The organism is Reinekea sp. (assembly GCF_982785585.1).
Genome location: NZ_CEYAVF010000004.1, coordinates 52,542 through 76,319, shown reverse-complemented (window position 1 = coordinate 76,319; position 23,778 = coordinate 52,542). Strand labels below are relative to the sequence as shown.

Here is a 23,778-nt window from a genome sequence, read left to right as displayed (position 1 = left end):
AAGACACGACCCAACAGTCTATAGAAATGGTGTCCCCTAGAGGATTCGAACCTCTGACCTGCTCCTTAGGAGGGAGCCGCGCTATCCGCTGTGCCAAGGAGACAAAAAATAGAGCGCGATTGTAACGAGCGCCGCGATCGATTAACAGTCTGTTTGCAGAATGAATTTCGGCAACGGTCCAATTTAACGATATACTGTGTTTTTTTCCAGTTTGAAAAACCTATGACTCCTTTAGATATAGATCAGATAGCCGATTGGCTGGATTCTGAGCAGCGCTCAGAAGATTGTTTCGATTTCCACGGCCTGCATGGCTTTTTAACCGCCCTCTTCCTGTGCAGTGAACCGCTTTCAGATGAGTGGTTGCAATCGGCCATCGATCAGCCACTGACTGATTTGCCGGAGAGCGAGGCACAGGCCTTTGCCCAGGGCTGCAGTGATCTCTACAAGCAGATCGGTGATGAGCTCTATTCGGACTCTAACCTCTCGGTCACCTTTGAACCAACCCTGGACTATGAAGAGTCCGATATGGAGGCCTGGTGTCAGGGCTTTATGGAAGTGGTCTTTGAGCGACCCGAAGCTTGGCAACATGAGGAAGAGGAGCAGTTAGCGATGTTGCTACTACCCATTGAGACCGCTTCAGGCTTCTTTGTGGATGAACCGGACTTCCAAAAACTCTACAGCCAGCCTGAGTTATTGACCCAGATGTTCAACGACATCCCTGAGCTGTTAACCGATATCTATCTGCTCTTCCACGCCCCGTCTTAGGGCTTTAGCGTCCGCCACCCAGACAATCGGGTGATGCCGGCGCTTGTCCGGCCCACTCGGTGGCCGTATAGAGATGCAGGGCCAGGGCATGCACTGGCCCTGCCAATTCAGCACTGAGCGCCTGGTAGACCTGTTGATGGCGCGCAACCCGGCGGATTGATGCGAATTGCTCGCTGACCAGCACCACCTTGAAATGGGTTTCGCTGTTGGCTGGTACCGAGTGTTTGTGACTCTCATTTTCCACGGTGACAAAGGTCGGTGCGAAGGCGGCTAGTTTTTGTTCGATTTGGTTTTGAATAGACATGCTTGCGACCCTTCAAGGTAGTATCTGGCAACCGCTGTGGCGATTGCCTATTCGATTGAGACTAGTGGATAACACTCAGCCCTCAACAGATGCGGCTATCTACGTCCCGGCTGAGCCTTCAGGCCTTACGCAGTTGCTCATCTATGGCAGTTTTTTTGTAGGTCAACTGCAGTAAACGCGCATCTATACCCGCCCGATGATGCACCCATTCGTTGCTCTGGCGCAGTTGCGCTTTGGTTTCATCCCATTGCGCCAACTGATCGTCGGACATTATTTTGGGCAGGGTGTCCAAGCGAAAGAGCATGGTTTTTCGGGCGACATAGAACAACAGACTCAACCAGCCCGAATCAAATCCCCAGCCGTCGCTATAGAGGGTTTGGCCTTCAAAGAGCGCGTTCAATTCGTTCGCGATAGTGGTCGGTGCCACCCCATCTGAGAGCAATTCTTCCCTGGAAATCAGATGCAGGCTGGCCGCCTCTTCACGCCAATGGGTCCAGTCCGGTTGCGGTAACACCAGCCAGGAATGAACCTCGCCTGTCTCCGCGGCAACACCAATTTCAATGGGGTAGCTGCCCTTGCCAAAACCCGATGCTTCAATATCCAGGATGGCCGGTGTGTAAAGTCGATCCAAAATAAAAACCCTAATATGAAAAAAGTTGGACCGGTATTACGGTCAAACAGTACGGCACTATAGTTAAAAAACCTGCCACCCTACCGGTCAGGGGTACAGTGTAACTGAAGATTGGGGCAAAACCGACCCACCTCTGCTGTTGGCAGAGCGGTTGCTCAAATCTACCTCAATAAGGTTACTCGATTAGGCCGAAACGGTGTGTTCAAGACTACGGAGGTGGGCTATGAGCGGGCCGGCGGGCCCGCGATGGACGGCAATTAAGGCTATTTAAGCGCTGCCGATGAAAACAGTTCCTCGACCAGACCATAGGTCAACAACTGCGGTAAGATCTGCGCTACCGGATCACCCTGCGAGTAAAAGGCATAGAGCGGCACGCCATCTCGATTAAAACCGGCAATCAGTGCATCAACCGCTGGCGATGGATTGGTCCAATCGGCTCGAATCAAGACTATCTCGTTATCACGGACCAAGCGTTCAAAGCGCTTACCCGACAGTGCTACGCGTTCATTGGCTTTGCAGGTAATGCACCAGGCCGCGGTCACATCGACAAACACACTCTTACCCTCGGCCAAGGATTGACTGACCAGAGCGGCGGAATAGTCTTGCCAGATATCGACGCTACGGCGCTGATCCAGGATCATCGAGAGCGCGGTCACCAGTAACAACAGGCGGGTCAAACGCTTGAACCAGATCTTGCCCCGCGCTTGGCCCGGCAACACGGTCAGAGCAGGCCAAATCGCCAAACTGAACAAAATCAAGCCCAGGCCCACCTTCAATAGGGCGTTCGAGCCTTGCAATTCAACCAACACCCAGAGCAGCCAGAGCGCGGTGGCATAGAGCGGGAATGCCATCAACTGGCGAAATTGATCCATCCAGGCACCGGGTTTGGGCATCCTCTTCACTAAGGCGGGCACATAGCTGATCGCTAGAATTGGCAACGCCAAACCCAGGCCCATGGCCGCAAAGATCAATAGGCTGACATAGGCCGGCTGCAGCAAAGCAAAGCCAATAGCCGAGCCCATAAAGGGTGCCGTACAGGGGGTGGCGACCACGGTGGCCAATACCCCGGTAAAAAAGGAGCCGGTCAAGCCTGATTTTTCGGTTAGCCCCTGCCCCACGCCCATTAGATTCTGGCCAACTTCAATATAACCGGTCATGGTCAAGGCCATGCCAAAGAACAACAACACTAAGAAGGCGACGAAAAACGGCGATTGCAACTGAAAACCCCAGCCGACCCATTCACCAAAATACCGAATCAACAGCAACAGACCCGCAACCGCGATAAAACTGATCACCACCCCAGCGGTGTAAGCCAGACCATGGTTGCGCGTGTGCGCAGAGTCTTGTCCAAATTGCGCCATATGCATGGCCTTTAAGGACAGGACCGGAAACACACAGGGCATTAGATTGAGAATAAGACCGCCGATTAACGCAAAGATTAGCGCGCTGAGCACAGTCAGGCCAGACATGGGCACGCTGCTCGAGGTATTGGCTGTAATGACCGGGCTCGATAGCTCGACCGCATCACCGGAGCCGACATCCAAGTCTAAGGACGGCACGGAGCGTGCGACCCTTATCGGTTCGCCGCTGAGCGAAAAGAGCCGCTTCTGCGGTGGATAACACAGACCGGCATCGGCGCAGCCCTGATAGACCAACAGAATATGCCCTTGATCCGATAAGATTTGATGGCGAACGTCTAAGCTATGATAGAAAACCGTCATGTCTTCATCAAAGTTGGGATCGTATTTAACCTTGGCATTATCACTGAATAGGCCGTCGGACAGCGCAGCGCCATCCTGAGGAATTAGGTTATAGCGATCCTGATAGAGATAATAGCCATCGGCAATATCAACATGCACGACCAGCTCTGTGCCATCCCCGACCACCGACACACTAAACGCGTCATCGACGGCTAAAAAATCTCCTGCCCAAACGCTGTTCATAACAAAAAACAGCAACACCAGTCCAAGTCTTTTCATTAACCGTTCACCTTAATAGAACCAAAGACATTCAGCGTCTGATCGACCGCCAAATAGGGTATGTTTATCTCATCAAGCCATGCCTGCACGGTTTGCTCGGCCAGGGTAGGACCGGCCAACATCGCAATGGTTGCAACGCTGCCCGCCATTAAGCAACTGTCGGCTAACACCGTGATAGCTGCCAAGCCATCAACCGGCGGAAAACCGGTATCAGGCCGCAACAAATGGCTATAACGTCGCCCCGCAACCGTGATAAAGCGCTCATAGTCGCCGCTGCCGGCCAAGCCGCCGATCGCCAAATCGAGCGTGGCCAGGGCGGTCTGGGTGTGGCGCGGATGGCGCATGGCAACCTGCCAAGGTCGGTCGCCGGGCTGCAGAGCACTGGTACCGATATCGCCCGCTAAATTCACCAGGCCAGAGACGCCCTGTTGTTTGAGTATTACCACCAACCGATCGACGGCAAACTCTTTTACCACGCCGCCGAAATCAAGTTCCATGCCCGGCAACAGGTGCAAATGGTGGCCGGTCCACGCCAGCTTAGGCCAGCCAATCGATGGCATTAAGCGGCCTAAGGCCACCGGGTCGGGCAACTCAGACCGACTATAATCCCACACTCGCCGCAAAATGCCGACAGTCGGGTCAAAAAGTTTACAACTCAGTTCAAAGCAGTGATCGATATAGTTTAATAACCCACAGGTTTCGGCGTCCAACGCCCGATTGTTCCATTCACCGCGGTTGATTTGGGACAGCAGGCTGTGCGATTGAAAACGGCTGTACTTGGCTTCCAAGCGACCAAGTTCGGATTCCAGCTGGGAAAACAGGGCTTGATTGGCCACCGGCTCTCCCGGATCGAGCCATAGGTTCAATTCGCATGGCCCGCCCATAGCCTTAAAGCGCCGTTTGAGTAGTACCGGCGTCATTAAAAGCGGTAATCCAGTCCCGTGGTGAAGCGCCAAAAGGTGGGTAAGCCGGGGATTTCGCTCGAGTTAAAGCCAAATTCCGGATTGGCGACATAGCGTTCCAGGGCACCGACCCAACTAAACTGGCGAAAATCGACGCGCAGGCGAGTTTTTAAGGCGATGGCTCCGTATTGCGCCAAACGGGGATCGCTGGAGTAATACCGGCTGGTATCGGTGTTATAGACTTGGCCGCCGATACTGTCGTTGAGATCTGGCACCTCATAAAAGTAACCACTGCTTTGCAGGTAATAGCGTATGCCTGGGCTCAATTGAAATTTAATATCGTTCGCCGTAAAGAGGCGCCAGTTAGGCGCCCAGTTCTGATAATAATCGACGTCAACGGTATGGGAGGCAACGTCCCAGGTATCGACAAAGAGTCGGTAATCGGCGTGCAGCGCACCATTGAGACTGGGCAGGAATTTGCGCAGGCCCAGGCCCAGGATGCCGATCGCACGGGTCGAAGGGCGAATATCACAGGGTACGTTTTCGGCGTGCGGACAGTCTCTGTAGGGGTCGGATAGGTAGCCGTTCTTATAGGTAAAGGCCAGGTTGGCCTGTACAGCGGTGTTCATATCGATAATCTGGCCCACGCCCTCGAATACCGACACCTGCCACTTGCTCTGGCCGCTGGCGCCAAAGCGCGCTGGTTCATTGGCCGCTTGAGCCGTGGACCCGGCTTCATAGGCGGAGGTCGGCTCAATCAGATCATAACCGCCGCTGACCCCACCGCTGACCGTGGTCATCTGATCGTTCAAGGCAATACTGCCATCAACTGAGCCACTCACGGCCAGATAATCCCGCTCCACCGACACATAGGCGCCAACGCCCAGATCCGAGGTCGAACCATAGACTCGGCCACTCACGTTTAGGTCGTAGCGCTGCTCCTGGGAGGCGCCGGAAAAATGCGTGTAGACCGTGTCTTCTCCGGCCGGGACATAGGTGTATACCGGCGATGCACCGGCCATGGTCTCGTAGCTGCCTTCGACGGTCAGTGCAAGTTTATCGGTCAGCGGCGTGAGCAGATGGAACTGATGTACCTGAATTTTGTAACGATCCTGGGCGCCACCGGAATCATCGCGAGCCGCGGGGCTATCATCTTCGCTGTAATATGAATAACGATAGGCGGCTTCCGTGGCCGCCGGCCCGGCCGCATGGGCTGTCGCAATCATGCCGGGAATGGCGAAGGCACTCTGGGCCAATAACTTTAGCTTCTGGTTCATGGGCAATCCTGCGTTAATTACATCCACAGCCGCCGCCCGCGGCAGAACCGCCGCCGGACGAGGCTTCTTTGGCAAAATAGATATGGCCGTCTAGGGTGCTCTCAAGCACATCGGGCGACCACCGCATTTCAGGTTTTGCCAGGGTGCCCCGTTGCCAAGGACTGACGGTGCTGCAACCGCTCAAGATCAGCAAACTCAACACTAAAACTGCGCTTTTCATAATCATAGGGTTCACTTCTAATCTATTAAATATTTTGGCAAGTTAGACCCCTCGCCTCGCGCCCTATTTGCATAGGCCGCCTCAACCGAACACAGAGGTGGCACCGGCCCCTAAAGTTTAGTCACGCTCTAGCCGAAGATCGGAATTTCTTCAGCCTCGAGCGGAAAGCGTAAGGCGAAAGGATGGCTATCGATCAGCGCCAGCTTGCGCATTTCGGCATGCAAATGGGTGGCGGTCATCTTAACGCCGCCACTGGCCACCGGCGTCATGCTTACCGGATCGACGTTTAACGCCTCGATCAGACCATTGGTGGCATTGACCGCCGTGCCACCGGCAACGCCATTGCCAAGCAACATATAGCTGGTTACGGCCCAATGATCCTTGCCATCGCCGTCGTTATACCAGGGCGTACGGCCAAAATCCGACCCCACAACCACCGTTGTTTGCTGCCGCACGCCATAGACCTCGAGCGCTTGAAACAGATAGTGCAAATCGCTCAGTACGGTGCGAATACGCGGATAATGACTGTTGTCGTGATCGCCATGGGTATCAAAACCGCCAAAGCCAACCTGCATCGACGAGGCCATGCCGGTGGAAAAACCGGCCGCACCGATGCGCATATGGTTGCGGGTGCCACTGCCACCAGCGGCGAGGCGAATAAGGTCGGCCGGTGAACCCGCGACCGGATCGGATATTTGCGCCGCAACACCGGCAAATTCAAGGCCTTGATCCCGCACCAAATAGAGTTGGCTGCGGTACTGGGACCGCAGCGGGAGATTTTCCTGGCTGGCCTGGAGTTGGCTGCGTTTGGTCTGGGCAATATCGAGCGCGTTGGCGAAGGGCTCGACCATATCGTTGGTCGGATTGCCCAAGATGCCAAAGAAATTGGCATCGGCCGCGGCAGAGCGGGCCACCAGCCCGGCCGGTTCGTCGTTGCCCCGGCCATCGGTCATCCAGGCCAGAGGCCGGTCGGCACCCTGCACCGCTGCATAGAGCGCGCTGAAGTCGGGATAACCGGCACTCATGCTGCCGGTATCGGCATACATGGTGCCGGTATCGTGCGAGTTGGTGCGATTGTCGACGCCATTGAGCACGCGCAACTGATCGGCGTGCAAACAGACAAAGGCATCGTAAACGAAGAGATTGGCCGCCATCTGGGTGCCGTTTAGCGCTAGGTTGCGATCGACCAACTCATCGGTCGCGATCGCGCCCAATTCGATGGTGGTCACCGTGCCTTCGATAATAGCCCTAGCATTAACACTGATTTGCGCCACCGTCTTGGTGCCTTGCCAACTAAAACCGGCACTGGGCGCCGCGGTCAACAGGTCGGCGACTAGCTCGCCACTGAGTATCTGTTGAATATGCACGCTGGTTAAGCCCTGATTGGCGCTGTCATCATCCAGTTCGCCAGCGGCGCCGGCCTGATTGAAGGTCCCCAAATAGGGGGCATACTTCAGATCAGCATCGATGCTGCTGGTGCCGGCATAGATATCTTGGGCCCGGCGAATGGCTGAGGCGGGAAACCGATTGACCGGACTGCCGGCATTGCGCACCTGACTGGCTTGCTTACCCAGCTCCACACCCACCGTCGAGCGCAGCTTATTGCCGTGCGGGTTGCAGAAGGTGGTCGGTTCCCAACCACCGCCCAGATGGGCAAAGACGAAGTATTGCCCGACCGGACTTAGGTCGGTCGCCGCTGATGCCGTGGATGACAAGGACAGGGACAACGGTGCCATCAGCACCATGCCGGAGGCACTGGCATTTTTAAGAAAGGTTCTGCGATTCATGGTCAAATCTCCTGTCGATCAGCTGTAGATAAAACGGTAATCGGTCATTAGATAGACCATTACCGCGTACCAGGCTTCGCGCACCGCTCGCGCACCGCCACCGGTGTTGCAGGGCGAGTCGATATTGGCATCCAATACCGTTTGGAACAGCTCAAAGGTGATTGCAACCTCCTCGCTATCCAATGACACCTCCTGATGCAAGACCGCCAAATAGAGCTGAGTAATGGTCGCGCGGATCGCCTTAAGTTGACCTTGGCGAGCATTGGCCGAACTGGCATTCAGATCGGTTGTATCGTCGACCAATTTAAACAGCGTGCGCTCGAGTCGATTGGTACCAAACTCATTGCGCACGATGTCACAGGCCTCCTCGACGGCCATCCGTTCGGTCACCGCAGAGATAATTCCGCTCACCGAATCGGCATCGCGGAATATATCGGTGGAATTTTTGCCGCCCATAAACAGCCGTGAATTTAGCTGATCCAGGCGCAGCGATTGATTCCAGCCGCCGGAATTGAGCGCGCGCAGCTTCTGATTGAGTAACTGGGGGGGCAAATAGCGCAATGAGCCTATCTGGCTGTAATCCTCAGCCAGATCGTTATAAAACATGCCCGTTGAGCGATAGTAGGCACTCTTGGAAATGGCATAGATCAACGCCTTAATGTTGAACTCATCGGCCTCGAATTCGGCTGCGGCATGCACAATTAGGCGTGCCTGTTCTTTATAGGCCTGGACATAGGCTTCGGGCGAATCCTCACTCGGTTCCCCCAATATATCCTGACCGGTCAGGCCCTTAAGGATCATCTGCGCGATGCCACGCGAGTAGGCCGGATCATTGGCGACCTGCTCACCTAACCACTGCAGCTCCCGAGAATAGTAGTTCTGGTCGATGGTCCCGGTGGTCTTGATCTTAGCGGAACTCAGGCCCCAACTGATGGCTAGGTCGTGATCGGGCACATTATCGGGGTTGCGCGTGTCGTAGACGCCCGACAAGCTGTAGTTCTCGAACGCGGCCGCCACCACGTCCATTATTTCATGACAAACCAGACAGTCCGGGTTGGAGTTGGTCGGATCGGTCTCACCGACATTGTTGCCAAAGTCCTCGAATTCCAACAGATCGGCATTGCGATTGCCTTCAATGGCGAGCAGATCCTTGGCGGCAAAGAACCAATAGACCATACGCGCACGATTTCGGTGTTTATTGGTTTCGGTGGCGGTGTACTTATTCAGGAAGACCTCATCGGTCAGAACACCGGAATGGGGCACGCCCTCGGTTTTGGCATTGCCGTTTTCGTCATTGTAGAACAGCTGAGCGGCCTTGATATCGCGTGGATCGTAGGGAAAATCGCGCACCACATAATGGTCGCCGTTAGTGCCGACATTGCCATAGAGCTCGATCACATCGAGATATTCTTCAACCTCGGTGACGTTCTGAAAGGCACTCCACTGCGGATTGGTTACCACCGCCGATGCGCCGTTAGGCAGGGGTAAATCGGGATCCACGATACGCACATGCGTGCCGGCCCGATCGGCGCCGAGGGCTTCATAGGAAAAGCGGTTTACCACCGTGTATTTAGCGGAGACGAATTCTTTAAAGTTACGATCATTGCGCGCCAGATATTCCACCAACAGCATCGGTCGGCGGCCCAGGGCTTCATCGGTAAAGTAATCGAGATAGGTGGTGGAAATCTTGCCGTCGATGCTGATGGCATCGACAAAGTCCTGCTCCCAGTTCAGGTTAGGATAGACATCGTATTTTGCGTTTTGACCGACGTTCACCGGCGATTCGAGCGAGGCGAAGAGGTTCTCAACCGAGTTACCACTATTGGTATTCTCGCGCCGAGCGTAGTCGGTCAACATCGAATCGTTGAACATGTCCTTGAGCCGTTCGTAGAAGTAGTCGGTCTCCATAAAGCCATACATGACCGCCTTCTCACCGTCCAAATCCCGTGCAAAGGCGGATATTTCGGCATCGGTGGGCAGCCGCCCGGCGAGCTCAAAGGCCAGTTTGTAGACGGCCTCGTTCGGCGTCAGGGTCGCCACACCCGGCAAGGCGCGCTCTACTTTGCCATTGGCATGTTCATTAAAGGCGGCGATAATGTATTCCGCCGTATCGGCGGCATCGCTGCCGTGCATCGGGCTGCTGCTGTTGGGCATGTCGCGCTCGATCTTGGCGATCAATGAGGCCTCGTTGCCACAGGTCGCACAGGCAATCAGGGCACCACCGGAACCACCTTCACCATTGGGACCGTGGCAGGATGCACATTGGCCATTGTAGAGTGACCGGCCCTGCTCATTGATAACCGCCGTGCGCTCACCATCGCCACCAAATTCCTGACTGCAAGCTGACAAGACGGTAATAGTGGCCACAATTAGTACGCGTAGAATCGATTGGTACGGCTTTGTCATGTTCATTGCTTTCTCCCCCAAAACCTCTGCATTATTGAGATGAGGTTCTGTATAGAGCGCAACCGTATCATGCTGTAAATGATAATTATGGAACGACTTCACACATTAAATACTTTATTCTTGGCCTGAGCGTGGCGTCACATTTAGCGTCGAGCCGGTCGAAGTAAAGGTGACCCTAAGAGTCACTTGATGACCGTTTGGCCCCAGAAAATCGAACCTTGCACAGGTAACTCATGTTTCAAATTCCCGACACAAACCGGTTGCGAGCCATACTTCTTGAGTGCGCGCAAAAAGAGGCAACCCTGGACTACAAAAGTCTGACCACACAATTGGGCTTTCAGCCGCCCAATAGCATCGGTCAAACCACCGCGCTGTTGGAAGCGTGCCAGGAGGATGATGCGCTCTTGGAGCTGCCACAATTAGCGGCGGTGGTTATCCAGAAATCCGGGGAACCCTACCCTCGCCCAGGCTTTTTTCAGAAATTAATGCAATTGGGAGTTTATCAGGGACTGGACAATGGTGCCGCCGCCCAGATGTGGCATCAGAACGAATTGGAACGGGTTTATCGCTATTATCAGCTTACTCAAAACATTCCCACTGACGATCTGAGCGACCAAGAACAATAGCCCGGCCGTTACCCTGTGCAGAGAAAAAGACGGTAAACTAGTGGCAAAACAAGGACTCAAGAACGAGATGAAAGCAACGATCTATCACAACCCCAGCTGTTCAAAATCCCGTCAGGCGCTCGCGCTGCTGACGCAACAGGGCATCGACATTGAACTGCGCGACTACCGCCGAGTCCCGCCAAACGTGATCGAGTTGCGCGCCCTATTGGCCAGTTTAAAGCGCCCAGCGCACGATTTGCTGCGCAGCAAAGACGCCGAATATACGCTCGCCGGCCTGTCGCCCGCGGCCTCAGACGAGGCCATCTTCGCCGCTATCTCGGCCTACCCTAAGCTACTCGAACGACCCATAGTCGTGACCGCCAAGGGTGCGCGCATCGGCCGACCAACTGATGCCCTACTGGAGATACTCTAGGTGCCCTATATTTTAGTCTTATATTACAGTCGCCACGGCAGCGTGGCCCAATTGGCTGAGGCGCTGGCGGCCGGTATCGAGTCAGTTGCTGGGATAGAAGCGCGCGTGCGCACCGTGCCGGAGGTCGGTCCGGGCTTTGATAAGGCCATCGATACCATTCCCGATCAGGGACCGCTTTATTGCACACCCGAGGATTTTGCCGGTGCGGCTGGTCTGGCCTTGGGGTCTCCAGGCCGCTTCGGCAATATGGCTGCGGCACTCAAGTACTTTCTCGAACAGACCACCTCCAGTTGGATCAACGGCCAAATGCTCGGTAAGCCGGCAACGGTCTTTACCAGCACCACCACACCCCATGGCGGTCAAGAATCCACCCTACTGTCGATGATGAACCCGCTCCTCCACCATGGCATGCTGATCACCGGTGTGCCCTTTAGCGAACCGGCTCTGCACAGCGATTACGGGGGCGGCACGCCCTATGGCGTGTCTCATATTGCCGGCGAACAACACCAAAACCTCAGTGCCGAGGTGGCTAAACTGGCCACTGGCCAGGGCAAACGCTTGGCGCACTACAGCTTAAGGCTCCTAAATGACCACTAATCAAGCTCAGATCAACAAAAAAATACGTCTGCATTTTGCATTGCTCTTTGTCGCCTGCTTTGTCGCCACCTTCTTGTCCGGACCCAGCCCATCGAGCATGCCGCTGCACCAATGGCTGCTGTCGGGTCTGTTCTTGGCAGCGCTGAGCATCCTTCCCCTGCTCTTCTTCATTCCCACCGTGATGGCACCTAATGCCCGCAACCTCAGCTGGCTGGGCTTTTTCCTCTTGGCATACCTGGTCTGGGGCGTGGTAAAAACCGTCTCACCTCAGGGACTGGTCGGCGGTCTGCTGATCTGCACTTTTATCCTGACGACCTTCTATTACACGGTCGTCTGGTTACGACCTCTGAAGAAAGCGGCCAAGGAAAAACAAAAGCAAGAGGAACAGATGGACTAGTCTGCTGAACCGACCGAGAAGCGTTTATTGCGTACCATGGTGCGGTAGCCACCGGGCGACATGGCGGTGTGCTTTTTAAAGATCCGAGAAAAGTAAGCCGAGCCGTTAAAACCCGAGGCCAGGGCGATGTCGATCATCAATAGATTGGTTTCGCGCAGCAGGCTTTGGGCGGCCTCGATACGCACTCGCAACAGATACCGTTGCGGCGACTCACCCACCGCATGTTCAAAGCGACGCCGCAACTGGCGCTCCGATTGCCCGGCCGCCTGGGCCACCTGACCAATGCTAATCGGCTGCGCATAATGACTGCGGATCCAGCTTTGCGCCACACTCACCGCTTCATCATCGTGGATGCCGCCACCGGGTTCATAGAACGGGGTCGAGAAGGTGCGTTTGAGTTCGTGCATAAACTGCTGTTCAACTAACGCTAACGCTGCCGCACCATATTCCCGTTCAATAAAATAGAGCACTAAATCCGTTTGCGCATTGATCGAACCGGCACAATAGACGCCATCCTGATGGGTAATGAAATGCTGTTTTTGGAATTTAACCTGTGGGAAGCGTTGGCTAAAACGCGGCAGATAGTACCAATGGGTGGTCGCGACCCGACCGGTGATTAGACCGGCCATCGCCAGATGGCCAACGCCAGTGCCGGTGGCAATCAATCGACAGCCCCGTTGATATTGCTTGACGATCCAGCTCTGCAGCGCCGTTTGTTGGCCGAGCACCGACCAGGGCGAGCCCCACATCGGCGGAATAAACAACCAGTCGACATCCAAGGTATCGTTAAAATCGTGATCGGCCACCAATTGCAGACCCGCCGTGACCGTGACCGGTCCCTTCTGCTCGGCGACAAAGCTCAGTTGCAAATTGCCTTGGCCTCGGTTGGCGGCGGCCAACGCGGCGGCATGAAACATCTCGACCGGAATCGACACACCGGTGGCCAAAATTTGCGGGTATAGCACAAACGCAATGTTCATAATTGACCGAATAGTTTAATAATATGTCCGCTTAGTTATAACAGATCGGCAAGATAATGCCTATATTGACCGCCTCTAAAACATTAAGGTTTTGCGCATGAAAAAGCTTCCTGTCATTGTTGGTTTTGGCGGCATAAACGCCGCTGGCCGCACGTCAATGCACCACGCCCACAAGCGTTTGGTGCATGAAGCACTCAGCGAAAACCAGATGGCCGATACCTGGCAGGATTTAGCCACTTTAATGGGACTGGACCCTGCGCATCCGCAAACCCGACAGGCGATACTCGACGGTACCCTGATCCGGCGCATCGATGCCCAGACCCATTTTGACCCCAGCGCCGTGCCCACCGGCCAAAAGGCAGAGTTGAACTTTGCCGAACCGGTCAGCTTTACCATCAAAAAACACCATATGCCCAATACCCTGCCCGACAATTGGACGGTCAACGATGTCGATGCGAAAACCTGTCGGGTTACGCTTAGCGAGCGCTTGGACACCGTGATCCCCGATACCTATAGCGCCAAGGTCTCTTCGGCCGGTCAATTGCCGGCCGGCTTTAACCCAGCGGAACACTATAATTCGGCCCACCACCCCCGCGGCTTGCAAATGGCGGTCTATGGCGCTTCGGATGCAATTCAGTCACTGGGCATGCCTTGGCAGGCGATTATGGCGAAGATATCGCCCGATGCGGTCTCGGTCTATGCCGGCTCATCGCTCAGCCAACTCGATCAATACGGTCTCAAGGGGCTGATACAGGCCGGCTATAACGGCAAACGCGTCAGTTCGAAGATGATGCCGCTGAGCTTTCCCGAGATGTCCGCCGACTTTATCAACAGCTATATCATCAACAGCGTCGGCAATACCGGATCGAACGCTGGGGCCTGCGCGACCTTCTTATACAACCTGCGTCAAGGCCTGCACGACATTCAATCGGGCCAGTGTCGCGTCGCTATTGTCGGCAACGCCGAGGCGCCGATCGTGCCGGAACTGATGGAAGGTTTTCGCGTCATGGGCGCCCTGGCCGAAGACGAGCAGTTGCGTGACCTCGATGATGCCAGCAAGGCGGACAACCGCCGAGCCTGCCGACCCTTCTCATCGAATGTCGGCTTCACCCTGGCCGAGTCGGCCCAATTCCTTATTCTGATGGACGATGAGCTGGCCCTGGAACTCGGTGCCACCGTCTTCGGTGCGGTCGCAGATGTGTTTGTCAACGCCGATGCCAACAAGAAATCCATTTCCGGCCCGGGCATTGGTAACTACATTACCATGGCCAAGGCGGCGGCCCTGGCTCAGGGTATATTAGGCAAAGATGTGGACAAAACCTTCGTTATGGCCCATGGCACTGGAACGCCGCAAAATCGCGTTACTGAATCCCATATTCTCAATGAGGTGGCCAAGACCTTTGCCATCAAAGACTGGTCCGTTTCGGCGGTCAAATCCTATGTCGGCCATTCCCTGGGTCCAGCGGCGGCGGATCAAATCACGGCCGCCCTGGGCGTCTGGCACACCGGCATGATTCCGGGGATCAAGACGATCGATCATCTGGCTGAGGACGTGCACAGTTCGAATCTAAATATCTTAATGGATCATCAGTCGGTCGGGGAGGACGGCGCATCAATGATGGGCACCATCATCAATTCCAAGGGCTTCGGCGGCAATAATGCCAGTGCGCTGTTGCTTTCGCCGGCTAAAACTCTTGAGCTGATGGCCACGCGCCACGGTGCGCCGGCTATGACTCGTTATAGAGTCGCCAACGAGGCAGTATTGGAAGAGCAGAGATCGGTCGATAAGGCGGTTCGCAGCAATGGCTTACAGGCGATCTATTCATTTGGCGAATCGGTGATGGGCGCCGATCAGGTCGACCTGAGCCCTGACGCAATCAAACTGGCGCAATTTGAAAACCCGATCCACCTGTCGAGCAACAATCCCTTCATCGATTAAACAATCCCTTCATCGATTCAACAATCCCTTCATCAATTAGTTGTTGATGAGCGGCAAGCAACCTAGCCAGACCTAAGGTCTCGCTAGGTTGTTACCAATCGAGGACTTGCTTAATAAAGGGAATGGTCAGGCGGCGTTTTTCGGCCAGAGAAGCTGAATCCAAGCGATCAAAGGTTGCGACCATCTGCTGCATATTGCGATTGTGCCGATGAATGATAAATTCGGCGACATCGGTTTCGATCACTAAGCCGCGCCGGCGACCCTTCCAGACCAGCCATTCAATCCGTTCTTCATCGCCCATGCTGACTAACTGCAGGGTCAGACCCGAGCTGAGCCGCGACTTCAGGTCAGGCAGGCTCAGACCAAGGTGCAAAGGGCTGCACAATCCGCCAATGAGAATCAACTTACCTCGATCCTGCATCCGATTATAGAAGTGAAACAAGGCCTCCTGCCACTGAGCATGGTCGTTGATCAGATCCAGGTCGTCGAACGCGATAGCATCTAGGTCCTCTAAACCCTCGATAGCCTCAGGGCCGTAAGCCAAACATTCCGACAGCGGCAAATACAAGGCCGACAAGCCCTGGTTTTGCAAATCGTGGACCGCCGCCTGCAACAGATGGCTGACACCGGTTCCGGGCGCGCCCCAGAGAAAAACCAGATGATCGCTTAACTTTGCCAGCGCTTGGCGCAGCGTGCCAATGGCCACGGCATTATTACCGGGCAAGAAATCTTCAAACACCGCGTCTTCACGGAAGCTGACGTGTAAGGGCAGCTGATGGGGTATCTCTTTAAGCGTCACGAGTCGTCCTTTTGATGCGTCGCTTGATCGCCGATCGGCTCCGGCTCCGCAGTCAATTGGGCAGGCTCCGGCTCGGCCTCAGACGACTCGTTAAGCACATCGTCGGCTTGGCCGTAGAGGCGACTGGCACGATAGTTCAGATGCACACGACGCAACAGGACCATAATCACTGCCGCGGCTGGTAACGCCAGCAAAATCCCGACAAAGCCGAACAGCTGGCCTCCGGCCAAGACGGCAAACATAACGGCAACCGGATGCAAACCGATACGATCGCCGACCAGCTTGGGAGTCAGGACCGTGCCTTCCAATACCTGCCCGATCGAAAACACCAGCACCACCAAAAGCAGATGGGTGATATCACCGAACTGAAAATAGGCAGCAATCAGACCGGCGCCGATACCCACTATGGTGCCTAGATAAGGCACGATGGAAGCCAAACCGGCCAAGAGTCCGACCAATAGACCTAAGTCCAGGCCCAACACCATCAGGCCACCGGAGTAAATCAGCGATAGGGCAAACATCACCATTAGCTGACCGCGAAAGAAGGCACCGAGCGTTTCATGGCATTGCTGCGCCAGATCGGACACCGAGTCGATATAGAAGCGCGGCACCAAGGCACCAATCCGCTCGACCAACAAATCCCAATCGCGTAGCAAATAGAAGGTCACCACGGGAACGATTACCAGGTTGGTGAGCATACCCAGTAGCGCCATACCCGACTGAGTCAGATTGCCAACAATGGTCTTGACCACATTGCCGGTCGCACCCCAATCCAGTTGCTTGCCCCACTCAAGCCAATCGAACTGAATGATCACCAGACCGAAGCGACTTTCAAGATAGGGTGCGGCGACGTCGCGGATCCAGGCAAAGACCGCCGGTAGGGACGAGATAAGATCATCGACTTGTCGCGCCAGCGCGGGCACTAACAACAATGCCGCGGCGACAAATACCAGCGTTAACAGGAGAAAGGTGATAATCACGCCATTGGTGCGCGAGACTTTCCATTGTTCGAGTCGATCCACCAGTGGATCACCCAGGTAGGCTAACAGGATGGCGGTTAAAAACGGGCTCAAGATCGGCGCCAGGGACACGATCAGCCAACCGAGCAAGAGCACTCCAGCCAAAATCAGCCATTTCTGGGAGTCTGTGATATGCATAACAATTCCTTTTTTTAGAGCCCGCAGAGCGATCAGTTAGGCAGCCATTGATAATACAACAGATTGTCCAACGCAGCGGCCAGCGAAGCTTCCTCGATCCTAACCAGCTGACCATCTAGGGTGAGCAAATCGGCCAACTGCATGCGGTCGCCGCTGATCGACAGTTCGAAGACAATATCGGTAGCACTGAAATGATGCGCCGTAATCCCGGTGATCAGATTAACACTCTGTAAATAGCGCTCAATAGCCGCAAACTCAGTGAGATCGGTAATGTTGACCACCCGTAAGCGAACAGAGCCGGACAGCTGAGGATCCGAGACAAAGGCATACTGCTTAGACATGCGCTCGGCCACCATATTCAGTCCCTCGCTAACAATATCGGCCAGAGTTCCGCTGAGTACCGGCAGACGGGTGCGCTCGCCTTTAAACAACAGCAACCAGTCGGCACTGTAGTCACTTTCTCGTTGCACAATTCGACCAGCCAAAACGGCCTCAGCATTGTATCGCCCCGAAGCGAACTCTATATCCTGCGAAAATAAACCATTCACATCGGCAAAAGACAGATTCAAGGTATCGGTGAGGTCCATAATCGGCAGTAGCAGCGGCACACCGCGCGCAGCGGCTTCAGATGCTAGCAGCTCAGAAACCTCGGTGGTTTCACTGTCGGAGAGAATATGATCCTGCCCGTCGAGTCGATCCGCCAACCAAATCAACACGTCGGGCCGTCGGGCACCCCAGACCGGCAGGCGGTTCTGAATTAACAGATCGTCTACCGTGGCCTTATCAAAGTCCAACACCATGGCTTTAGTGGCCACCTGCTCACCCAGAATATTGGTAAAAAACTCACTACTCTCTTCAAACCGAAACGATGACAGAAAACGACTGCCCTGGCCCAGTTCTGCCGCAATGGCTGGCTCGTCAAGCGTCGCACGAATGCCCGTCACGCGCACTAATAGTTGTTTGAAGGCCTGTTTAATGGCGCTATCTTGTTCTTTTGGGGTTGCATTACCACTAACAACTATTCGTTCCTGATAGAGTGGCAACTCGGTTGCCGCCCAAGTCGGCGTTGCAACGATCATAAGCAGTAGCAAAGAGGCGAACAGACCCGACATTCGCGCAGGGTGGCCGTGAGGCAAGGTGGTGTGCATAATTCTCCCATCAGGTGCGGCAAAAACAGCAACCCAGACTAATCAAGGGGCCATTGTGACAGAGCGTTGCAAAAAATACAGACCAAAGTGACTCAGGCCCTTACAAAGGCTGTTCTTTTTGTGACTTTGATGGATCCTGACCGTTTGAACATGCTGACCATCAAGAAAGACCCTGTTACAATCCGCGCGCCGCGCGAGCAGACCACCCAGATAAACGATTGGAGCCCCGAATGACAGACCAGAATAAACCTTCTTTAAGCTATAAAGATGCAGGTGTTGATATTGATGCAGGCAATGCCCTGGTAGAACGTATAAAAGGTACTGTTAAGGCAACCCGTCGCCCCGAAGTGATGGGTGGCATTGGCGGCTTTGGTGCCCTATGTCGCATTCCGGCTGGATATAAGCAGCCAGTCCTGGTTTCCGGCACCGATGGCGTCGGCACCAAGCTCAAACTGGCGATGGATTTGAATCGTCACGACACCATCGGCATTGACCTGGTCGCCATGTGTGTTAACGACCTAATCGTCTTAGGGGCCGAACCGCTCTATTTTCTCGACTACTATGCCACCGGAAAACTCAGCATTGACATTGCCAGTCGAGTCATCGCCGGCATCGGCGCAGGCTGCCAACAGGCCAACTGTGCCCTGGTGGGCGGCGAAACCGCGGAAATGCCCGGTATGTATGAGGGTGAAGATTATGATCTGGCCGGTTTCTGCACCGGCGTAGTCGAAGAAGCGCTGATTATTGACGGCACCAAGGTCGCAGCGGGAGATGTCGTCATTGGCTTGCCCTCCTCCGGTCCACATTCAAACGGCTATTCATTGGTACGCAAGGTGCTCGAGCTGAGCAATGCCGACACCAACCAAATGTTAGGCGATGTCAGCCTGGCCGATGCCTTGATGGCCCCCACGCGCATCTATGTTAAGCCGGTTCTGGCCCTGTTACAGGACCAGCCAGTACACGCTATCTCGCATATTACCGGTGGCGGTTTCTGGGAAAATTTACCGCGCGTTTTACCCGATCATCTGGCGGTGCGCATCGATGCCACGAGCTGGCAAATGCCGGCGGTGTTCAATTGGCTGCAGGAGCAGGGCAATATTACCGATAGCGAAATGTTGCGCACCTTTAATTGCGGCATCGGGCTTATTCTGGTGGTCCCGGCCGCCTCTGAGCAAGCGATAATCGCGCGCCTGACCGCCCTAGGCGAACCGGCCCTGACCATCGGCGTGATTGAAGCCAAGGATGGTGCCAGCGTCTTGATTGATGGCATCAACGGCTAATGATTCGGAAAAGAATAGTAGTCCTGATCAGTGGTGGCGGCAGCAATCTGCAAGCCATACTCGATGCTTGCGCCGACCAGAGCGTGGCCGGCCAGGTCGTCGCGGTGGTTTCCAATCGCCCCGGCGTGATGGGCCTACAGCGGGCCGTGACCCACGGTGCCGACGCCATCACTCTAGATCATACCCAATTTGCCTCACGGACACTGTTTGACCAAGCGCTGCAGCAACGCATCGACTCATACCAGCCCGATCTGGTGGTATTGGCCGGTTTTATGCGGATTTTGACCGCCGACCTGGTGTCGCACTATCTCGGCCGGATGGTTAATATCCACCCGTCCTTACTGCCCAAGTATCCCGGACTGCATACTCATGAGCGCGCCCTAGCGGCCGGCGATCGCCAAGCCGGCGCGACGGTCCACCTGGTTACCCCCGAACTGGACGGTGGACCGCTCCTAGCGCAAGCGCACGTTGCGATCGACGACCAGGACACAGCGCTCAGCTTGGCCGATAAAGTTTTAGTGGCTGAGCATCAACTCTACCCGCTGGTGCTGTCCTGGCTGTGCCGTGATCAACTGATCTTTGTCGACGGCATTCCCCACTTTGACGGTGAAACGCTTCTGTTTCCCAAACAAATAGATAATACTGCTGACTAATTGTTTTTTTGGATTGTTAACCGGGTATGCCATTGCTGTCGAGTTGTAAGTCCCTAGGTGTTTTTTTGGTAACCTGCCTGATCGCCGGTCAGAGCCTCGCGTTGAGTAACTATCGCGCTGAGATCACCGCCACGCGCCACGGTGCTCTGGATATCAAACTTGATGGGGTAATGACCTTTTTTTCTGACGTTCAGGGTAACTGGTCCCTGCAGCTCGAGACCGACGGAGGCCCGATTAACTCCTTTGAACGCTCGGTCGGTGAAACCGTTGAGGGCCAATACCGGCCGCTTAGCTATCAGCGTGATAGCAAGGTGTTGTTTTTTAAGGAACACGTCGACTGGCAATTTGATTGGGGTAAAGAGTGGCTGACGGGATACGTCAAAAAAGATTTCTTTGAGTACAGCCTGGCCAGCCCGATTCACGACCCGATGAGCTTCCAGCTACCGATGCGAGCCGCGCTGATGGAAGGTGGCAAGAGCTTTGCGTTTCAATTTATGCGTCACAATCGTCCGGTCGCCTTAAAATTCGAGGTGATCGGTGAAGAATTGCTGCTGCTGCCCAATGGCCGGGTTCATACTCTTATTATCAAGCAGCTCTGGCCGCTCCAATCGAAGCAAAAGAAACTCATCTGGGTGGCGCCAGAATTGGAGTTTGTGCCGATTCGATTTGCCACCTTCGATGATGGCAAAATAGAGAACGATATCCTGGTCGAGCGACTCTGGCTCGATGATGAGGAAGTTACGTTCCAACCCTAGACCCGACACTTGAGACCCGAGACCCCAAATAGTCGCCACAGCCCATCAGTCTGAATCTTGCTAACGGAATGTAAGCCAATGAAAATTGCCGTATTCAGCAGTAAACCCTACGACCGGGCGCACCTGAGCGCGGTCAATCAGGATCAACATCAGATGACCTTTTTCGAGCCGCATCTGGATGAGCAGACCGCCATTCTGGCCCAGGGCTTCGATGTGGTCTGCTGTTTTGTCAATGACACCCTTTCGGCGCCGGTTATCCGGACTCTGGCTGACCATCGGGTGCAGATGATTGCGCTGCGCTGCGCCGGCTTCAACAATGTCGACCTGGTGCAGGCCGACGCCAGTGGCATCCTAGTCGCCCGGGTACCGGAATACTCGCCCTATGCCGTGGCCGAACATGCCGTCGCGCTAGCCCTATCGCTCAATCGCAATCTGCATCGGGCCCATAACCGGGTGCGTGAAAACGACTATTCTTTGCATGGCCTGCTCGGTTTCGATATGCATGGCAAAACGGTCGGAGTGATCGGTACCGGTAAGATTGGCTTGGCCTTTTGCAACATTTTGCTCGGCTTCGGCTGCCGGGTAAACTGCTACGACCCCTACCCCAACCCAGAGCTTGAAAAAACCGCCGCGACCTATGTACCACTAGAGCAGATCTGGACCGACAGCGATATTATCTCCCTGCATTGCCCGCTGCTAGCCACGACCCGGCACATCATTAACAGTAATTCGATCCATCAGATGAAACCGGGCCTGATGCTCATCAACACCAGCCGCGGTGCGTTAATCGATACCCGGGCGGTGATTGATGCGTTGAAAATGGGCCACATCGGCTATCTCGGCTTGGATGTCTATGAAGAAGAAGCCGAGCTATTCTTCGAAGACAACTCCGATGAAATACTGCACGACGATATGCTCGCCCGCTTACAAACCTTTAAGAACGTATTGATCACCGGCCATCAGGCGTTTTTCACCCAGGAAGCCTTAACCGCCATCGCCGAGATCACCTTGCGCAATATTAATGGCCTGGCCAACAACGACCCAGCGGCCATCTGCCAGGTCAAACAATAGCCGCCGAACGCGCCTTTACTTGCCTACGATAGGCATGCAACAACGGCTCGGTGTAGCCATTGGGCTGTGTTGAGCCGTTGAGGATCAAGGCGCTGGCCGCCTGAAAGGCGAGACTGGTGTGATAATTCGGTCCCATCGGCCGGTAGAGCGGATCCGCGCAGTTTTGGCCATCGACGATCCGAGCCATTTTTTCCAACGTCACCAGCACCAAAGCCCGGTCGATAACACCCTGTAACAGCCAGTTGGCGAGATGTTGACTGGCAATACGCAGGGTCGCCCGGTCTTCCATTAGGCCCATGTTGTTAATATCCGGCACCGTCGAACAGCCAATACCCTGTTCGACCCAGCGCACTACATAACCGAGTACGGCTTGAGCATGGCCGTCTAACTCCTGTTGAATCTGCCTAGCCGTAAGCTCACTGGGGTTCGCCAACAGGGGCAAGCTGAGCAGTTCATCGAGCTTCACGTCTTGCCGGACCTGCGCATCCTGTTGCCGCGCACCCACATCGACCTGATGATAGTGCAGGCTGTGTAGCACTGCACCGGTCGGCGACGGCACCCAGGCGGTGCTGGCACCGGCCATGGGGTGGACGATCTTTTGCCGCAACATCGCGGCCATCTCGTCGGGCATGGCCCACATCCCCTTGCCAATCTGCGCTCGACCGGCCAAACCACAGGCCAGGCCGACCGCCACATTGTGTTGTTCGTAGGCGGCCAACCAGGGCGCTTGCTTCATCTGGGCCTTGGGTACCATGACCCCGGCATGGCGGCTGGTGTGTATTTCATCACCGCTGCGATCGAGAAAGCCGGTATTGATAAACACCAAGCGCTGCCGAGCCTCATAGATGCAGGCCTTCAAGTTCACACTGGTGCGCCGCTCCTCATCCATAATGCCGATCTTGAGAGTGTTTTCGGCCAATCCCAATGCCTGTTCGATACGGCCGAACAACTTGACCGCGAAGGCCACTTCGGCCGGGCCATGCAACTTGGGTTTAACCACATAGATACTGCCGGTTCGGCTGTTGCCGCGCCGCTGCAGGTCGTGGATCGCCGACAGGCTGGTAATCATGCCGTCCAAAATAGCCTCGGGAATCGGATTACCCTGGGCATCGAGCACCGCGTCGGTCAAAATATGATGACCGACATGACGAATAAACATCAGGCTGCGCCCGGCTAAGGTCAACTCGCCGCCCGGTGCGGCGTTATAGGTTCGATCTGTCGCCAGGCGGCGGGTCTGGGCCTGGCCCGCCTTGCGAAAGGTAACCCTAAGGTCACCGGTCATCAAACCCTGCCAGTTACGATAGAGCGCGACCTTGTCCTCGGCATCGACGGCGGCGACCGAATCTTCGCAATCCATGATGGTACTGAGCGCCGCCTCGACCCAGAGGTCCTGTACACCGGCCAAATCTTGGGCACCGATCGCGCCCTGCCGGTCAATTTGAATCTCCACATGCAGGCCATGATGGCGCAGCAGGATGGACTGTGGTGATGCACTCTGACCCGTGAAACCGACAAAGGTTGCCGGATCCACTAAGCGGGTGTGCTGGCCGTCAACCAGCAACACGTCCAGTTCGCCAGCGTCGACGCGATAACCTTGAACTTGAGCATGGTTGCCCTGCCGCAAAGGCGCAACGCAATCCAAATGCGCCTTGGCGGCCGCGATCACCGCGCTGCCGCGCGCTCTGTTGTAGCC

The 23,778-nt window shown here is 55.1% G+C and carries 23 protein-coding genes and 1 tRNA gene; 10 read left to right on the top strand and 14 right to left on the bottom strand.

Features of this window, described 5'->3' with window-relative positions; genetic code table 11:
• Positions 1 to 27: 27 nt before the first annotated feature.
• A tRNA-Arg gene (locus tag AC4FIC_RS02960) sits at positions 28 to 103 on the bottom strand.
• A 119-nt stretch (positions 104 to 222) separates the two neighbouring features.
• On the opposite strand from AC4FIC_RS02960, the gene AC4FIC_RS02955 reads away from it, so the two are divergent.
• Positions 223 to 765 (top strand): YecA/YgfB family protein, encoded by a 543-nt coding sequence (locus tag AC4FIC_RS02955; RefSeq protein WP_100257180.1) that lies wholly within the window; start codon positions 223 to 225, stop codon positions 763 to 765.
• A gap of 4 nt (positions 766 to 769) precedes the next feature.
• Here AC4FIC_RS02955 and AC4FIC_RS02950 read toward each other — a convergent pair whose 3' ends face one another.
• The 8 genes from AC4FIC_RS02950 to AC4FIC_RS02915 all read right to left on the bottom strand — a co-directional run bounded on the left by AC4FIC_RS02950 (position 770) and on the right by AC4FIC_RS02915 (position 10,277).
• Entirely contained in the window at positions 770 to 1,069 is a 300-nt protein-coding gene (locus AC4FIC_RS02950) for a BolA family protein (RefSeq protein ID WP_100257181.1), read from the bottom strand.
• Positions 1,070 to 1,187: 118 nt separating this feature from the next.
• Positions 1,188 to 1,700, bottom strand: a complete 513-nt coding sequence (locus AC4FIC_RS02945; protein WP_227003644.1) for a 3'-5' exonuclease family protein — start codon at positions 1,698 to 1,700, stop codon at positions 1,188 to 1,190.
• A 263-nt stretch (positions 1,701 to 1,963) separates the two neighbouring features.
• Positions 1,964 to 3,679: a protein-disulfide reductase DsbD family protein gene (locus AC4FIC_RS02940; protein WP_287438170.1), complete on the bottom strand. Its 1,716-nt coding sequence runs from the start codon at positions 3,677 to 3,679 to the stop codon at positions 1,964 to 1,966.
• Positions 3,679 to 4,599, bottom strand: coding sequence for an FAD:protein FMN transferase (locus AC4FIC_RS02935; RefSeq protein ID WP_490359375.1), 921 nt, complete (start codon positions 4,597 to 4,599; stop codon positions 3,679 to 3,681). Before AC4FIC_RS02935 ends, AC4FIC_RS02940 begins: the two co-directional genes overlap by 1 nt.
• Positions 4,599 to 5,858: a DUF3570 domain-containing protein gene (locus AC4FIC_RS02930; RefSeq protein WP_476194741.1), complete on the bottom strand. Its 1,260-nt coding sequence runs from the start codon at positions 5,856 to 5,858 to the stop codon at positions 4,599 to 4,601. Before AC4FIC_RS02930 ends, AC4FIC_RS02935 begins: the two co-directional genes overlap by 1 nt.
• Before the next feature lie 13 nt (positions 5,859 to 5,871).
• A complete protein-coding gene (locus tag AC4FIC_RS02925) occupies positions 5,872 to 6,078 on the bottom strand; it encodes a DUF4266 domain-containing protein (RefSeq protein ID WP_193437339.1) in 207 nt (68 codons plus the stop codon).
• A 128-nt stretch (positions 6,079 to 6,206) separates the two neighbouring features.
• Positions 6,207 to 7,865, bottom strand: a complete 1,659-nt coding sequence (locus AC4FIC_RS02920) for a DUF1501 domain-containing protein (RefSeq protein ID WP_476194740.1) — start codon at positions 7,863 to 7,865, stop codon at positions 6,207 to 6,209.
• An 18-nt stretch (positions 7,866 to 7,883) separates the two neighbouring features.
• Positions 7,884 to 10,277, bottom strand: coding sequence for a c-type cytochrome (locus AC4FIC_RS02915; RefSeq protein WP_476194739.1), 2,394 nt, complete (start codon positions 10,275 to 10,277; stop codon positions 7,884 to 7,886).
• A gap of 227 nt (positions 10,278 to 10,504) precedes the next feature.
• Between AC4FIC_RS02915 and AC4FIC_RS02910 the strand changes: the two genes are divergently transcribed.
• Genes AC4FIC_RS02910 through AC4FIC_RS02895 form a run of 4 tightly spaced genes read left to right on the top strand, consistent with a single transcriptional unit; the run spans position 10,505 to position 12,303 of the window.
• Positions 10,505 to 10,897, top strand: a complete 393-nt coding sequence (locus tag AC4FIC_RS02910; RefSeq protein WP_273285827.1) for a hypothetical protein — start codon at positions 10,505 to 10,507, stop codon at positions 10,895 to 10,897.
• A gap of 40 nt (positions 10,898 to 10,937) precedes the next feature.
• The gene (gene arsC, locus AC4FIC_RS02905) at positions 10,938 to 11,309 is read left to right on the top strand and encodes an arsenate reductase (glutaredoxin) (RefSeq protein WP_476194738.1); all 372 of its coding nucleotides are present in this window, start codon (positions 10,938 to 10,940) and stop codon (positions 11,307 to 11,309) included.
• Positions 11,310 to 11,906: an NAD(P)H:quinone oxidoreductase gene (gene wrbA, locus AC4FIC_RS02900; protein ID WP_100257190.1), complete on the top strand. Its 597-nt coding sequence runs from the start codon at positions 11,310 to 11,312 to the stop codon at positions 11,904 to 11,906.
• Positions 11,896 to 12,303, top strand: coding sequence for a DUF2069 domain-containing protein (locus tag AC4FIC_RS02895; protein ID WP_100257191.1), 408 nt, complete (start codon positions 11,896 to 11,898; stop codon positions 12,301 to 12,303). Before wrbA ends, AC4FIC_RS02895 begins: the two co-directional genes overlap by 11 nt.
• Here AC4FIC_RS02895 and AC4FIC_RS02890 read toward each other — a convergent pair.
• Positions 12,300 to 13,283, bottom strand: coding sequence for a GlxA family transcriptional regulator (locus AC4FIC_RS02890; protein ID WP_100257192.1), 984 nt, complete (start codon positions 13,281 to 13,283; stop codon positions 12,300 to 12,302). The two genes, AC4FIC_RS02895 and AC4FIC_RS02890, sit on opposite strands and share 4 nt — an antisense overlap.
• Before the next feature lie 97 nt (positions 13,284 to 13,380).
• On the opposite strand from AC4FIC_RS02890, the gene AC4FIC_RS02885 reads away from it, so the two are divergent.
• Positions 13,381 to 15,222 (top strand): beta-ketoacyl synthase, encoded by a 1,842-nt coding sequence (locus tag AC4FIC_RS02885; RefSeq protein ID WP_476194387.1) that lies wholly within the window; start codon positions 13,381 to 13,383, stop codon positions 15,220 to 15,222.
• Positions 15,223 to 15,313: 91 nt separating this feature from the next.
• Here the strand turns inward: AC4FIC_RS02885 and hda are convergent, their stop codons facing one another.
• From hda to AC4FIC_RS02870, 3 genes are read right to left on the bottom strand one after another with little or no spacing between them, the layout of a single operon-like run.
• The gene (gene hda, locus AC4FIC_RS02880; protein WP_158524337.1) at positions 15,314 to 16,021 is read right to left on the bottom strand and encodes a DnaA regulatory inactivator Hda; all 708 of its coding nucleotides are present in this window, start codon (positions 16,019 to 16,021) and stop codon (positions 15,314 to 15,316) included.
• Positions 16,018 to 17,178, bottom strand: coding sequence for an AI-2E family transporter (locus AC4FIC_RS02875; RefSeq protein ID WP_193437294.1), 1,161 nt, complete (start codon positions 17,176 to 17,178; stop codon positions 16,018 to 16,020). Before AC4FIC_RS02875 ends, hda begins: the two co-directional genes overlap by 4 nt.
• Before the next feature lie 32 nt (positions 17,179 to 17,210).
• Complete coding sequence (locus tag AC4FIC_RS02870; protein WP_273285831.1) at positions 17,211 to 18,326, bottom strand: DUF2066 domain-containing protein; 1,116 nt, start codon at positions 18,324 to 18,326, stop codon at positions 17,211 to 17,213.
• Positions 18,327 to 18,556: 230 nt separating this feature from the next.
• On the opposite strand from AC4FIC_RS02870, the gene purM reads away from it, so the two are divergent.
• The 4 genes from purM (at position 18,557) to AC4FIC_RS02850 (ending at position 22,085) form a co-directional block, all read left to right on the top strand.
• Positions 18,557 to 19,606 (top strand): phosphoribosylformylglycinamidine cyclo-ligase, encoded by a 1,050-nt coding sequence (gene purM, locus AC4FIC_RS02865; RefSeq protein WP_273285832.1) that lies wholly within the window; start codon positions 18,557 to 18,559, stop codon positions 19,604 to 19,606.
• A complete protein-coding gene (gene purN, locus AC4FIC_RS02860; RefSeq protein WP_100257197.1) occupies positions 19,606 to 20,259 on the top strand; it encodes a phosphoribosylglycinamide formyltransferase in 654 nt (217 codons plus the stop codon). The genes purM and purN overlap by 1 nt, the downstream gene beginning before the upstream one ends.
• Positions 20,260 to 20,285: 26 nt before the next feature.
• Complete coding sequence (locus tag AC4FIC_RS02855) at positions 20,286 to 21,014, top strand: DUF3108 domain-containing protein (protein WP_100257198.1); 729 nt, start codon at positions 20,286 to 20,288, stop codon at positions 21,012 to 21,014.
• A gap of 78 nt (positions 21,015 to 21,092) precedes the next feature.
• The gene (locus tag AC4FIC_RS02850) at positions 21,093 to 22,085 is read left to right on the top strand and encodes a 2-hydroxyacid dehydrogenase (protein ID WP_273285833.1); all 993 of its coding nucleotides are present in this window, start codon (positions 21,093 to 21,095) and stop codon (positions 22,083 to 22,085) included.
• Here the strand turns inward: AC4FIC_RS02850 and AC4FIC_RS02845 are convergent.
• On the bottom strand, positions 22,075 to 23,778 hold a 1,704-nt coding region (locus AC4FIC_RS02845), incomplete at its 5' end, for a malate synthase G (RefSeq protein ID WP_490359374.1). The two genes, AC4FIC_RS02850 and AC4FIC_RS02845, sit on opposite strands and share 11 nt — an antisense overlap.

Excerpts from the sequence above, each read along its gene's own strand:
- AC4FIC_RS02955 (WP_100257180.1), top strand. The coding sequence starts at position 223 with ATGACTCCTTTAGATATAGATCAGATAGCCGATTGGCTGGATTCTGAG.
- AC4FIC_RS02950 (WP_100257181.1), bottom strand. The coding sequence starts at position 1,069 with ATGTCTATTCAAAACCAAATCGAACAAAAACTAGCCGCCTTCGCACCG.
- AC4FIC_RS02940 (WP_287438170.1), bottom strand. The coding sequence starts at position 3,679 with ATGAAAAGACTTGGACTGGTGTTGCTGTTTTTTGTTATGAACAGCGTT.
- AC4FIC_RS02935 (WP_490359375.1), bottom strand. The coding sequence starts at position 4,599 with ATGACGCCGGTACTACTCAAACGGCGCTTTAAGGCTATGGGCGGGCCA.
- AC4FIC_RS02930 (WP_476194741.1), bottom strand. The coding sequence starts at position 5,858 with ATGAACCAGAAGCTAAAGTTATTGGCCCAGAGTGCCTTCGCCATTCCC.
- AC4FIC_RS02925 (WP_193437339.1), bottom strand. The coding sequence starts at position 6,078 with ATGAAAAGCGCAGTTTTAGTGTTGAGTTTGCTGATCTTGAGCGGTTGC.
- AC4FIC_RS02920 (WP_476194740.1), bottom strand. The coding sequence starts at position 7,865 with ATGAATCGCAGAACCTTTCTTAAAAATGCCAGTGCCTCCGGCATGGTG.
- AC4FIC_RS02915 (WP_476194739.1), bottom strand. The coding sequence starts at position 10,277 with ATGAACATGACAAAGCCGTACCAATCGATTCTACGCGTACTAATTGTG.
- AC4FIC_RS02910 (WP_273285827.1), top strand. The coding sequence starts at position 10,505 with ATGTTTCAAATTCCCGACACAAACCGGTTGCGAGCCATACTTCTTGAG.
- AC4FIC_RS02895 (WP_100257191.1), top strand. The coding sequence starts at position 11,896 with ATGACCACTAATCAAGCTCAGATCAACAAAAAAATACGTCTGCATTTT.
- AC4FIC_RS02890 (WP_100257192.1), bottom strand. The coding sequence starts at position 13,283 with ATGAACATTGCGTTTGTGCTATACCCGCAAATTTTGGCCACCGGTGTG.
- AC4FIC_RS02885 (WP_476194387.1), top strand. The coding sequence starts at position 13,381 with ATGAAAAAGCTTCCTGTCATTGTTGGTTTTGGCGGCATAAACGCCGCT.
- AC4FIC_RS02875 (WP_193437294.1), bottom strand. The coding sequence starts at position 17,178 with ATGCATATCACAGACTCCCAGAAATGGCTGATTTTGGCTGGAGTGCTC.
- AC4FIC_RS02870 (WP_273285831.1), bottom strand. The coding sequence starts at position 18,326 with ATGCACACCACCTTGCCTCACGGCCACCCTGCGCGAATGTCGGGTCTG.
- purM (WP_273285832.1), top strand. The coding sequence starts at position 18,557 with ATGACAGACCAGAATAAACCTTCTTTAAGCTATAAAGATGCAGGTGTT.
- purN (WP_100257197.1), top strand. The coding sequence starts at position 19,606 with ATGATTCGGAAAAGAATAGTAGTCCTGATCAGTGGTGGCGGCAGCAAT.
- AC4FIC_RS02855 (WP_100257198.1), top strand. The coding sequence starts at position 20,286 with ATGCCATTGCTGTCGAGTTGTAAGTCCCTAGGTGTTTTTTTGGTAACC.
- AC4FIC_RS02850 (WP_273285833.1), top strand. The coding sequence starts at position 21,093 with ATGAAAATTGCCGTATTCAGCAGTAAACCCTACGACCGGGCGCACCTG.